Consider the following 11405-nt stretch of genomic DNA (forward strand, 5'->3'; position numbering starts at 1 on the left):
GCCTCTCCCGCTCTCCGGGGCCGGGCGAATCCGCCGAGGCGAAATTGCCACAATCCCCTGTTGCGGGTTTACATCAGTTTCCGGCGCCGTGTCACCTGAATATCCAGATCGGTGATCTTCTTGCGCAAGGTATTGCGGTTGATACCAAGCAGGTCGGCACATCTCGCCTGATTGCCGCCGGTGGCGTCGAGCGCGATCTCGATCAGCGGCGCCTCCATCTCGCGCAGGATCCGGTCATAGAGTCCGGGCGCAGGCAGGTTGCCGCCGTGCAGGTCGAAATAGCGCCGCAGGTGGCGCGCGATCGAGGCGGAAAGCTTCTCGCCCTCGCCGCCCGAGCGCAGCGGCTCGATCGCCGGCTGGTTGCCGAGCACGAATTCCACCTCGGTCCGGGTGATTTCCTCTTCGGACGAGGTCACCACCAGCCGGCGGACGGTGTTCTCAAGCTGGCGCACGTTGCCCGGCCAGGCATAGGCGCGCACCAGCGCCAGCGCCTCGGCCGAGAAGCGGCGGGCGCCAAGCCCGTCGCGCTCGGCCCGGGTCAGGAAGTGGTCGGCGAGCAGCGGGATATCCTCGACGCGCTCGCGCAGCGCGGGCACTGCGATGGTGACACCACCGAGGCGGTAGAACAGGTCCTGGCGGAACTTGCCCGCCTCCATCAGCGCCGACAGGTCGACCTGGGTCGTTGCCATGATCCGCGGTGCGGGATCGGGCAAGGCGTCGAGCATGCGCACGATGCGGCCCTGGGTCTCGTCGTCGTAATCGCCGACCTCGTCGAAGACGAGCGAGCCGCCCTTGGCCTTCGCCAGCAGCGTCGAGGGGCCGTCGGCGCCCTGCAGGTCGGCTGCCTGCGCCACCACGAAGGGCAGCGTGCGACGATCCGAAAAGTCGTGGATCGCGCGGGCGATCAGCGACTTGCCGGTGCCAGATTCGCCGAGGATCAGCACCGGCAGATCGGCGTTCATCACCCGCGCCACAAGGCGGTAGAGCGCCTGCATCGCCGCGGTGCGGCCCACCAGCGGCAGGTCGGTGCCGCCCTCGGTGCGCGGCTCGATCGTTTTCTGCACGACCTGTGCCTTGCGCTTTTGCTCGAGCGCGCGGGCGGCGCGCTTCATCAGATCGGGCAGATCGAAGGGCTTCGGCAGATAATCGTAGGCATCCGCCTCCGCGGCCTGGATCGCGGTCATGATCGTGTTCTGCGCCGAAATCACGATCACCGGCAGGCCGGGGCGTTCCTGCGCGATGCGCGGCAGGGCCTCGAGCCCGTTGCCGTCGGGCATGACGACATCGGAGATCACGAGATCGCCCTTGCCCTCCTCGACCCATCGCATCAGCGTCATCAGCGAGGCAGTCGCATGAACCTTGCACCCGGCCCGGGTCAGGGCCTGGGTGAGCACGGTGCGGATCGTGCGGTCATCATCGGCGACAAGTACGGTGCCGTCCATCGGTCAGCTCTCCTTCGGGGCGACAGGCAGGGAAATCCGGAACACGGTCTTTCCCGGAACGGAATCGACGGAGATCCAGCCGTCGTGTTCCGAGATGATCTTCGACACCAGCGCAAGGCCGAGCCCGGTGCCGTTCTCGCGGCCGGAGACGAAGGGTTCGAAGATCGACGAGGCGATGTCGGGCGGAATGCCCGGGCCGTCGTCGACGATCTCGATCTGCAGAGGCAGCGCCTGCCCCAGCCCGTCGGCGCGCCGCAGCCGCAGCGAATGTTCGTAGAAGGTGTGCAGCCGGATCGTTCCGGGCTGGCCCTTCGAGGCCTCCGATGCGTTCTTCAGCAGGTTCAGGAAAACCTGGGTGAGCTGATCGGCATCGCCCAGCGTCGGCGGCAGCGAGGGGTCGTAATCCTCGATGATCGTCATATGCGCGCCAAAGCCGACCAGCGCCGACTTTCGCGCCCGGTCGAGCACGTCATGGATGTTGACCGGCTTCTTCTCGGGCGGACGGACATTGCCGAACTGCTCGACCTGTTCGAGCAGCTTCACGATCCGCCGGGTCTCGTCGACGATCAGATCGGTCAGCTCCAGATCGTCGCCCGCAAGGCTCATGCTCAGCAGCTGCGCCGCCCCGGCGATGCCCGCAAGCGGGTTCTTGATCTCATGCGCCAGCATCTCGGCCATGCCGATCGCCGAACGCGCCGCCGATTTCACCATGCTCGCCCGGCCGAGCCGGTCGGCGAGCTCGCGCGGCGAGATCAGGAACAGGATCGTCGCCGCATCCTCGCCCAGCGGGGCCGCCTGCAGGTTGCACTGCACCGGGGCCTTTTCGCCCGTCGTCACCTCGACGTCGTTGACGAAAAGTGCCGAGCGGTTCTTGCGGACGCGGGCGAAGATCTCCTCGAGCGGCGCCGAGATCGCCAGCCGCTCGAGCACCGACTGCCCCTTCAGCATCCGCGCCGAGATGTTGAGAAACAGCTCGGCCGCCGGGTTGACCTCGATCATCCGGTCGTCTTCGCCGATCAGAAGCGCCGGGATCGGCAGCGAGCTCCAGATGATGCCGGGTGCGGGAAGGGTCATGCCGCCATCCTTTCGCCGAAAGCCGCGCCGATCAGCGCAAGCGTCGCCGCCGGGGTCTGCGAGACCATCATCTCGGCGCGCAGAGGTGCGCCTGCGGCCTCGGCATACCAGCCCAGATGCTTGCGTGCGAGCCGCAGACCGACCTCGATGCCGTAGAATGACAGGATTGCCTCGTAATGCTCGGCCACCAGCGCGGCGAGCGCGTCGCCCGTGGGAACCCGCGGCGCCGGCGTACCGAAGAGCGCCGCGCCGATCTCGGCCAGCGCCCAGGGCCTTCCCTGCGCGCCGCGCCCGACCATCACCCCGGCTGCGCCGCTTTCCGCCAGCGCGCGGCGGGCCGAGGCCGCGTCGGTGATGTCGCCATTCGCGATCACCGGCACCGAGACCGCCTGCACCACCGGCCGGATCGCCGCCCAGTCGGCCGCGCCCTTGTAGAACTGCATCCGGGTGCGACCGTGGATGACGATCATCCGCACGCCTGCCGCCTCGGCGCGCCGGGCGATCTGAGCCGCGTTCAGGCAGTCGCTATCCCAGCCAAGCCGCATCTTCAGCGTCACCGGCACGTCGACCGCCCCCGTCACCGCCTCGATCAGGCCAAGCGCATGGTCCGGGTCGCGCATCAGCGCCGCGCCGGAATAGCCGCCCGTCACCTTCTTCGCCGGGCAGCCCATGTTGATGTCGATGATCTTCGCGCCCATGTCGGCCACGACCTTCGCCGCCTCGGCCATCGCGCCCGCCTCGCGCCCGGCAAGCTGCACCGAGGAGGCCATATCGAGGCCAAGCTCGCTGCGTGCCTTCGCCCGCACCGAGGGCTTGGCGGTCAACATCTCGCCCGAGGCCACCATTTCGGAGACCACAAGCCCCGCGCCGAAACGCGCCACGATCCGCCGGAACGGCAGATCTGTGATACCGGCCATGGGTGCAAGCAGCACCGGGGGCTCCAGCCGGAAAGTGTCGAGCGTGAGGGTCACTTGGCATTCCAGATTGTTGCTGCACCTGAGGTAGCGGCTGAGATCGGGAATCACAATTGAAACGCGCCAGTTTCGGCGAGAAAAATCAGCACTTGCCTAAAATTTACGCGATACACCGGGCAATCTGGCCCGAGGTTACCGCTCACAACCGGAATCACCCGGTTTTGCCCCCGATTGCACCGGGCGCGGGCTTGGCCTAAGCCTTTCGCCGGAACCGGAGGAGATCGGATGACGGTTGCGGTGATCATCGTGGCGGCGGGGCGTGGCAGCCGCGCGGGCGGGGGCGAGCCGAAACAGTGGCGCGACCTGGCGGGCGTGCCGGTGCTGGCGCGCACCGTTGCGGCCTTCCGCGGCCTCGGCCGCATCACCGTGGTGCTGCACCCAGACGACATGGCGCGCGGCGTCGCGCTCTTCGGCGGCACGGTGACGCTGGTCGCGGGCGGGGCGACACGCGACGCCTCGGTGCGGGCAGCGCTTGAAAGTCTCACGGGCAGCGGCGTCGAGAAGGTGCTGATCCACGACGGCGCGCGCCCGCTGGTGCCGCGTTCGGTGATCGCGGGGGTGCTCGACGCGCTCGACACCGCGCCCGCCGCCGCGCCGGCGCTTGCCGTCACCGATGCGCTCTGGCGCGGCACCGACGGCCATGTCAGCGGCACCGAGAGCCGCGAGGGCCTCTTTCGCGCGCAGACGCCGCAGGGCTTCCGCTTCGCGCAGATCCTGGCCGCGCATCGCGCCCATCCGGGCGGCGCCGCCGATGACGTCGAGGTTGCCCGCGCCGCCGGGCTGACGGTGGACATCACCCCCGGCTCGGAAGACAATCTGAAGATCACCTTCGCCGAGGACTTCGCCCGCGCGCGCGCGATCCTCGCCGCACGAAAGGACAGAGGCATGGATGTGAGAACGGGCAACGGCTATGACGTGCACGCCTTTTGCGAAGGCGACGGCGTCATCCTGTGCGGGGTGAAAGTGCCGCACACGAAGGCGCTTCTGGGTCATTCGGATGCCGATGTCGGCATGCACGCGCTGACCGACGCGATCTATGGCGCGCTGGCCGAGGGCGACATCGGCCGCCACTTCCCGCCCTCCGATCCGCAGTGGAAGGGCGCGGCGAGCGAGATCTTCCTTGCCCATGCCGCGAAGCTCGCCACCGACAAGGGCTATCGCATCTCGAACGTCGATGTGACGATCGTGTGCGAGCGGCCGAAGGTCGGCCCGCATGCGGCGGCGATGATGGCCGAACTGGCCCGCATCCTCGGGATCTCGCCGAACCGGGTCTCGGTCAAGGCGACCACCTCGGAACGGCTCGGCTTCACCGGCCGCGAGGAAGGCATCGCCGCCCTCGCCACCGCCACCCTGATCGGAGACTGACCATGACGCTGCGTGCGATCACCACTTTCGGTTTCGTGGGCCTGCTGCGCCCGGCCCCGGGCACCTGGGGCTCGCTCGTCGCGGTGGCCCTTGGCTGGGCGATCGAGCATTGGCTCGGTTTCATCCCGCTGGTGATTGCCACCGTCGCGGTCACGCTCCTCGGCTTCTGGGCGGTCAATGCTGCGCTGAAACCGGGCGAGGACCCGTCAGAGGTGGTGATCGACGAGGTCGCCGGGCAATGGCTGGCGCTCCTCTTCCCCGCCATGGGGTTCTGGCTGCGCGATGTGCCGATGGTCTGGCCGGGCCCGGTCGCGGCCTTCCTGCTGTTCCGCCTCTTCGACATCTGGAAACCCGGCCCCGTCGGCACCGCCGACCGCCGCAACGACCCGGCCGGCGTGATGCTGGACGACCTGATCGCGGGCGTCTTCGCGGGCATCATCACGGTGATCCTGGCGGGGCTCTATCACGGGGTGATGATGCGATGACACCGGCCGAGATCCTTGCCGCGGCCCGCGCGAAGGGGCTGCGCATCGCCACGGCGGAAAGCTGCACCGGCGGCATGGTCGCCGCGGCGCTGACCGACATCCCGGGCAGCTCCGACGTGTTCGAGCGCGGCTTCGTCACCTATTCGAACCTTGCGAAACAGGAGATGATCGCGGTGCGGGCGGAGACGCTTGCCGCCCATGGCGCGGTGTCCGAGGAGGTTGCGCGCGAGATGGCCGAGGGGGCGCTTGCCCATTCCGACACCCATCTTGCGGTCTCCATCACCGGCATCGCCGGCCCCGGCGGATCGGAATTCAAGCCCGAGGGGCGGGTCTGCTTCGGCCTTGCCGCCACGGGGGGCGCGACCGTCACCGAAACCGTCGAGTTCGGCGCCCTTGGCCGCGACCGCGTGCGCCTTGCCGCGCGCGATCATGCGCTCGCACTGCTGGCGCGGGCGCTGGCCTAGGCAACCGGCCCGTAGAGCGCCACGGCGCGATCCTCGAACGCCTTGACGATCCGGCGCATCGCCTGATCGAAGACGACGCCGATCACGCCTTGCAAAATCGCGTTCTTGAACTCGAAATCGACGAAGAAATCGACATTGCAGCCGCCCTCGTCGCGGTCGGTGAACTGCCACCAGCTTTTCAGGTACTTGAACGGACCGTCGAGATATTCGGTATCGACCCGGGAGCGCGCCGGAAACAGCGTCACGCGCGAGCCGAAGCGTTCGCGGAAGACCTTGAACGAGATCACCAGATCGGCCTCGAGCACCTCGGAGCCGGGCTCCTCGCCCGGGCGGCGCGCACGGATCCGCGCGGCCGAGTTCCAGGGCAGGAACTGCGGGTATTTCGCCACATCGGCGACGAGGTCATACATCTGCCGCGCCGAATAGGGCATGACGCGCTTTTCGGAATGTGTCGGCATCTGCTCCTGTCCGTGCGCCGTTCCCTTCGCCCCCTTGTTGCGATAAACCGGCGGGGAAATGCAAGGCCCCCCGGGCCGGTTCAGGAGAACAGGATGACGCAGCGCACCGCCGATGGTCGCACCTACGAGATCGACCAGATGATTTCCGCCAAGCGCATCGCCGCGCGGGTCGAGGCGCTTGGCGCCGAAATCTCGGAAAGCTTCCGCGGCACCGACCGGCTCGTCGTGGTGGGGCTGCTGCGCGGGTCCTTCGTCTTCATCGCCGACCTGATCCGCGAAATCGACCTGCCCTGCGAGGTCGATTTCCTCGAGGCCTCGAGCTACGGCAACGACACCACCTCGACCCGCGAAGTGCGCATCCTGAAGGATCTGCGCGGCAGCATCGGCGGGCGCGACGTGCTGGTGGTCGAGGACATCGTCGACACCGGCCACACGATTTCCAAGGTGATGGACATCCTGCGCGACCGCCACCCGCGGCGGATCGAATGCTGTGCGATGCTCGACAAGCCCTCGCGCCGCGAGGTCGACGTGCATGCGACCTGGACCGGCTTCGAGATCCCCGATGAATTCGTCGTGGGCTACGGGCTCGACTTCGCGCAGACGCACCGCAACCTGCCTTTCATCGGCACCGTGCGCTTCACCGGCGAGGCGGCGAAGTGAACCCTCTGTGGTTCATCCGCATGGCGAAATGGGCGCGTCGGCCGCCCTCGATGACCCAGGTCAAGATCGCGGGCACCGTGCTCGCGATCGCCGTGGCCATCGTCATCGTCGACAAGCTGGGCTTCTGGCCGGACTGGGCGCGGCTCGACCGCGCCCCGCGCCCGCGCCTGCACTGAGGGTTACTCGCCCTCGCCCGCCAGCAGCGGTGCGATCTGCTCATCGAGCACCTTTTGCGTGATCGGCCCTGCATAGCGCATCAAGACCGTCCCCTCGCCGTCGATCACGAAGGTCTCGGGCACACCCGCGACGCCCCAGTCGAGGCCCATGGTGTTCTTCGGATCGGCCCCGATCCGCGCGAAGGGATCGCCAAGATCGGCGAGGAAGGACAGCGCCTGCGCCGGCTTGTCCTTCCAGTTCACGCCATAGATCTCGACCCCGTCCTCGGCCATCGCCTTCAGCGTCGGATGCTCGACCCGGCAGGGCGCGCACCACGAGGCCCAGAAGTTCACCAGCTTGATCTTGCCATCGCGGAGATCGGCATCGGTGAACATCTGCGCCTCGCCAAGCGGCACGGTCTCGACCGGCGGGGCGGCCTTGCCGATCAGCGCCGAGGGCAGCGCCGTCGGATCGGTGCGGTTCATCCCCCACAGGAACAGCCCCGCCAGCGCCGCAAAGGCGACCGGGGGCAGCAGCACGAGCGGCTTAACCATTCTTTCGCATCCGTTCTTCCTGGCGCGCGAGCGCCCGTTTCACTTTCGCGCCCTTCCACAGCGAGAGCGCGACCAGCCCCGCCAGAAGCGCCACGGTGGCGACATAGGAGCCGAGCACCGTGACCGCGTATTTCCCGAGTTCCGGCATCATGCCATGCGCTCCCTCTGCTCGAGCGCCTTGAGCCGGCGCAGGCGGATCTCGGTGCGGGTGCGCAACAGCACCAGCGCCACGAAGAACAGGATGAAGCCCGCGATGCACAGCAGCAGCGGGAACCAGTAGACGTCCGAGATGTGCTGCGCCGAATCCATGCTCAGCGTCGCGCCCTGATGCAGGCCCTGGTTCCAGAACAGCACCGCATAGCGGCTGAGCAGTGCGAAGACCGAGCCGACGAGGCACAGCACGCCGGTGAGGTCGGCCGCGGTGTCCGGGTTGTCGATCGCCTCCCACAGCGCCATGTAGCCCAGGTAGAACAGGAACAGGATCAGGAACGAGGTCAGCCGCGGGTCCCACTCCCACCAGGTGCCCCACATCGGCTGGCCCCAGATCGCCCCGGTGATCAGCGCGATCAGCGTCATCACCATGCCGATCGGCGCCGCGGCCTTGGCGGCCAGTGCCGAGACATGGTGGCGACGGATGAGCCAGATCAGCGAGGTGACCAGCATCATCACCCAGATGTTGATCGCCATCATCGCGGCCGGCACATGGACGTAGATCACCTTCACCGTCGAGCCGAAATTGTCGGCGTCCGGGGTCAGGAAGAAGCCCCAGATCAGCCCGCCGATCAGGCAGGCTGCCGCCAGCCCCGTCGCCCAGGGCAGGACGAGCGAGGAGGTCTTCATGAACTTGACGGGGTTCGCATATTCCCAGATCGACATGGGCTCTGGCTACCTTCCTGTTCTTTCGCGCTCAACTCACTATCGCGTATGGCCCGACATTCGATGCGACGGCTTGCCGCGCGTCAAGCCTGCCGCAGGTTCACCCGGATCGCCGCGGCCGAGGCGAAGGGCACAAGGGCGATGGTCGCGGCGGTGATCCCCGCGAGCATCAGGAGCGGCACCCGCACCTCCATCCCCGCGGCACCGCGGCGCACGAGCTCGGCCCCGAAGATCAGCGTCGGCACGTAGAGCGGCAGCACGAGGAGCGACAGCAGCAACCCGCCGCGCTTCAGCCCCACCGTCAGCGCCGCGCCGAAGGTGCCCAGCACCGAGAGCGCCGGCGTGCCCAGCAGCAGCGACACCACGAGCCACAGATAGGCCGGCGCGGGCAGATGCAGCAGCACGCCGAAGACCGGCGCCGCCAGCACCAGCGGCAGCCCGGTGGTGATCCAATGCGCCGCGGCCTTCATCGAGACCGCACCCTCGAGCGGGATCGGCGCCGTCACCAGCAGGTCGAGCGTGCCGTCCTCGTAATCGAGCGCGAAGATCCGGTCGAGCGAGAGCAGACAGGCGAGCAGCGCACCGAGCCACAGCACCCCCGAGGCGATGCGGGCGAGCACCCCGCCCTCGGGCCCGACGCCGAAGGGGACAAGCGTCACCACGATCAGGAAGAAGGCAAGGCCGAGGCCGAAGCCGCCGCCCGCCCGCACGGCAAGCCGCAGGTCGCGAAGAAGCAGCGCAATCATGCCCGGCCTCCGTTTCGGCACAGAGCTCGGACGCGCCGCGGGGAGCATTCGGGCCAAGAAAAAACGGGGGGCCTTTTCCCTGGCCCAAATACTCCGGCCGGAGGCGTCCGGCAGATGTCACAGGTGCCGCAGCGGCTCATCCGAAAGCCTCGTCGAAGCTGCCGCGGAAACCGCCCTGTTCGGGCGGACGCGCCTTGAAGGGGGCGAGGTCGAGCACCTCGGCCTCGGGGATGCCGAGGTCGATATGCGTGGCCATCAGCGCGGCACCCCCCGCAGCGAGATGCGCCCGCACCGCCGTCCCGAAAAGCGCGACCGAGGCCGCATCGAGCGAGACGGTGGGCTCGTCGAGCACCCAGATCGGGCGGCCGGTGACCAGAAGCCGCGCGAGACCCAGCCGGCGTTTCTGCCCGGCCGACAGGCTGTGCGCCGCCCGGTCGGCCAGCGCGCGCAGGTTCATCTGCTCGATTGCCGGGGCGATGTCGGGCGTCGCGTAGACATCGGCCCAGAAGCGCAGGTTCTCGCGCACGCTCAGCATCGCCTTCAGCCCGTCGGCATGGCCCGCATAGGCCATCGTCTCGGCCGGCATGGAGACGGTGCCCGCAAGTGCCGGCTGCAGCCCGGCAAGCGTGCGCAGGAGCGTCGTCTTGCCGATCCCGTTCGGGCCGCGCAAGACCAGCGCACGGCCGGCGCCGAGGGTGAAGCTCACCCCCTCGAGCACCGGCAGCCCGCCGCGTGTCACGCTCAGATTGTCGACGCTCAGCATGGTCATGGCAGAGCCTTAACCGATCCGGCCGGGCCGGGAAAGCGTCACGGCGTCTCCCCCGGCATCGGCAGCAGCGCCGCGGCGACGCGCCGCCCCTCGCTCAGCAGCACGTTGTAGGTGCGCGCAGCCGAAGGGGTCGACATGCCCTCGCACATCACCCCCACCGCCTCGAGCGCGGCGACGAAGGGCTTCGGCAGATAGGCGATCTGCGCCCCGGTGCCGACGAACAGCACGTCGACCTGCCCCGCAAGCGCCTCGAGCGGCGCAAGGTCGTCATAGCCGCCCCAGGGGCCCGCCGCCTCGGCCCGCACCAGCAGCCCGCCGCGATGCACCACCCCCGCGACCCGGAAGAACCCCGGGCCGTAGGAATCGACCGGCAGCGAGGCGCCGAATTCGGCCTCAGTGATCGGCATTCGCCACCCCCTCGGTGAAGAACTTGTCCGACGGATCGCCCGGTTTCTTGTTCCGGTCGAGACCGATGAAGAGCACGATGTTCTTCGCCACGAAGACCGAGGAATAGGTGCCGACCACCACGCCCCAGGTCATCGCGAAGACGAAGTTGCGGATCACGTCGCCGCCCAGCACCAGAAGCGAGATCAGCGCGATCAGCGTCGTGCCCGAGGTCATCACGGTGCGCGACAGCGTCTCGTTGACCGAGATGTTCATCACATCCTTCAGCGGCATCGTCTTGTACTTGACCAGATTCTCGCGCAGCCGGTCGAAGACGACGACAGTGTCGTTGATCGAATAACCGAGGATGGTCAGCAGCGCTGCAATGATCGTCAGGTCGAACTTCAGCTGGAACAGCGCGAAGAGCCCGACGGTCAGCGCCACGTCATGCACAAGCGCGGCAAGCGCGCCGATCGAATATTGCCACTCGAAGCGGACCCAGACATAGACGACGATCGCCGCGGTGGCCGCCAGAACCGACCAGATCGCGGTCCAGATCAGCTCGCCCGAGACCTTGGGCCCGACGGATTCGGTCGACACGAAGGTCACCGCCGGGTCGACGGCCTTCAGCGCCGTCTCGATCGTGCCGATCGTCTCGGGGGTGATCGCCTCGGTATCGCCCTGCGCCTGGATGCGGATCATCGCCACATGCTGGTCGGCGCGGAAGTTCGGGTCGAAGACCTCGGTGATCGCCACATCGCCAAGGCCGAGCGGTGCCATCGCCTTACGATAGGCGCCGACATCAAGGGCCTGCGTCGATTCCGTGCGGATCGTGGTGCCGCCACGGAAGTCGATGCCGAAGTTCAGCCCCATCACCACCGGCAGGATAAGCGAGATCACCACCGCCACCGCCGAGGCGCCGAAGGTCAGCCAGGCGTGCTTGAAGAAGTCGAACGTCGTGTGGTCGGGAACGAGTTTGAGCCGGAATGCCATCGCGT

General features: G+C 67.9%; 16 protein-coding genes. 5 read left to right on the forward strand and 11 right to left on the reverse strand.

The features are described from left to right. Window positions 1–68: 68 nt before the first annotated feature. The 3 genes from EOW65_RS16860 to dusB are packed head-to-tail and all read right to left on the reverse strand — an operon-like array spanning window position 69 to window position 3433. Window positions 69–1442 carry a response regulator gene (locus tag EOW65_RS16860; RefSeq protein WP_128151422.1) on the reverse strand — a complete coding sequence of 458 codons (1374 nt, stop codon included), beginning with the start codon at window positions 1440–1442 and terminating at the stop codon, window positions 69–71. Window positions 1443–1445: 3 nt separating this feature from the next. After that, a complete protein-coding gene (locus tag EOW65_RS16865) occupies window positions 1446–2516 on the reverse strand; it encodes a two-component system sensor histidine kinase NtrB (protein WP_128151424.1) in 1071 nt (356 codons plus the stop codon). Continuing rightward, window positions 2513–3433: a tRNA dihydrouridine synthase DusB gene (gene dusB, locus EOW65_RS16870; protein ID WP_240664751.1), complete on the reverse strand. Its 921-nt coding sequence runs from the start codon at window positions 3431–3433 to the stop codon at window positions 2513–2515. The genes EOW65_RS16865 and dusB overlap by 4 nt, the downstream gene beginning before the upstream one ends. A gap of 282 nt (window positions 3434–3715) precedes the next feature. On the opposite strand from dusB, the gene EOW65_RS16875 reads away from it, so the two are divergent. From EOW65_RS16875 to EOW65_RS16885, 3 genes are read left to right on the forward strand one after another with little or no spacing between them, the layout of a single operon-like run. Continuing rightward, window positions 3716–4855 (forward strand): bifunctional 2-C-methyl-D-erythritol 4-phosphate cytidylyltransferase/2-C-methyl-D-erythritol 2,4-cyclodiphosphate synthase, encoded by a 1140-nt coding sequence (locus tag EOW65_RS16875; protein ID WP_128151428.1) that lies wholly within the window; start codon window positions 3716–3718, stop codon window positions 4853–4855. A gap of 2 nt (window positions 4856–4857) precedes the next feature. Next, complete coding sequence (locus EOW65_RS16880) at window positions 4858–5340, forward strand: phosphatidylglycerophosphatase A family protein (protein ID WP_128151430.1); 483 nt, start codon at window positions 4858–4860, stop codon at window positions 5338–5340. Further along, window positions 5337–5804 carry a CinA family protein gene (locus EOW65_RS16885; protein WP_128151432.1) on the forward strand — a complete coding sequence of 156 codons (468 nt, stop codon included), beginning with the start codon at window positions 5337–5339 and terminating at the stop codon, window positions 5802–5804. The genes EOW65_RS16880 and EOW65_RS16885 overlap by 4 nt, the downstream gene beginning before the upstream one ends. Here EOW65_RS16885 and EOW65_RS16890 read toward each other — a convergent pair. After that, complete coding sequence (locus tag EOW65_RS16890) at window positions 5801–6262, reverse strand: type II toxin-antitoxin system RatA family toxin (RefSeq protein ID WP_128151434.1); 462 nt, start codon at window positions 6260–6262, stop codon at window positions 5801–5803. The genes EOW65_RS16885 and EOW65_RS16890 overlap by 4 nt on opposite strands. Before the next feature lie 93 nt (window positions 6263–6355). On the opposite strand from EOW65_RS16890, the gene hpt reads away from it, so the two are divergent. Both hpt and EOW65_RS16900 read left to right on the forward strand, forming a co-directional pair. After that, window positions 6356–6922 (forward strand): hypoxanthine phosphoribosyltransferase, encoded by a 567-nt coding sequence (hpt, locus tag EOW65_RS16895; RefSeq protein ID WP_121532478.1) that lies wholly within the window; start codon window positions 6356–6358, stop codon window positions 6920–6922. Next, window positions 6919–7098: a hypothetical protein gene (locus tag EOW65_RS16900; RefSeq protein ID WP_128151436.1), complete on the forward strand. Its 180-nt coding sequence runs from the start codon at window positions 6919–6921 to the stop codon at window positions 7096–7098. The genes hpt and EOW65_RS16900 overlap by 4 nt, the downstream gene beginning before the upstream one ends. 3 nt (window positions 7099–7101) lie before the next feature. Here EOW65_RS16900 and EOW65_RS16905 read toward each other — a convergent pair whose 3' ends face one another. The 7 genes from EOW65_RS16905 to secF form a co-directional block, all read right to left on the reverse strand. Then, entirely contained in the window at window positions 7102–7632 is a 531-nt protein-coding gene (locus EOW65_RS16905) for a DsbE family thiol:disulfide interchange protein (RefSeq protein WP_113900310.1), read from the reverse strand. Then, entirely contained in the window at window positions 7625–7783 is a 159-nt protein-coding gene (gene ccmD / locus EOW65_RS16910; RefSeq protein ID WP_164880138.1) for a heme exporter protein CcmD, read from the reverse strand. The genes EOW65_RS16905 and ccmD overlap by 8 nt, the downstream gene beginning before the upstream one ends. After that, window positions 7780–8508, reverse strand: a complete 729-nt coding sequence (locus tag EOW65_RS16915; protein ID WP_128151438.1) for a heme ABC transporter permease — start codon at window positions 8506–8508, stop codon at window positions 7780–7782. The genes ccmD and EOW65_RS16915 overlap by 4 nt, the downstream gene beginning before the upstream one ends. Before the next feature lie 83 nt (window positions 8509–8591). Further along, entirely contained in the window at window positions 8592–9254 is a 663-nt protein-coding gene (ccmB, locus tag EOW65_RS16920; protein WP_128151440.1) for a heme exporter protein CcmB, read from the reverse strand. A gap of 136 nt (window positions 9255–9390) precedes the next feature. After that, the gene (ccmA, locus tag EOW65_RS16925) at window positions 9391–10023 is read right to left on the reverse strand and encodes a heme ABC exporter ATP-binding protein CcmA (protein WP_128151442.1); all 633 of its coding nucleotides are present in this window, start codon (window positions 10021–10023) and stop codon (window positions 9391–9393) included. Window positions 10024–10061: 38 nt separating this feature from the next. After that, entirely contained in the window at window positions 10062–10430 is a 369-nt protein-coding gene (locus EOW65_RS16930) for an Mth938-like domain-containing protein (protein ID WP_128151444.1), read from the reverse strand. Next, window positions 10417–11400, reverse strand: coding sequence for a protein translocase subunit SecF (secF, locus tag EOW65_RS16935; RefSeq protein WP_128151446.1), 984 nt, complete (start codon window positions 11398–11400; stop codon window positions 10417–10419). Before secF ends, EOW65_RS16930 begins: the two co-directional genes overlap by 14 nt. Window positions 11401–11405: the final 5 nt, after the last annotated feature.

The sequence above is a fragment of the Paenirhodobacter ferrireducens genome (assembly GCF_004022265.1).
GTDB classification, from domain to species: Bacteria; Pseudomonadota; Alphaproteobacteria; order Rhodobacterales; family Rhodobacteraceae; genus Rhodobacter; species Rhodobacter ferrireducens.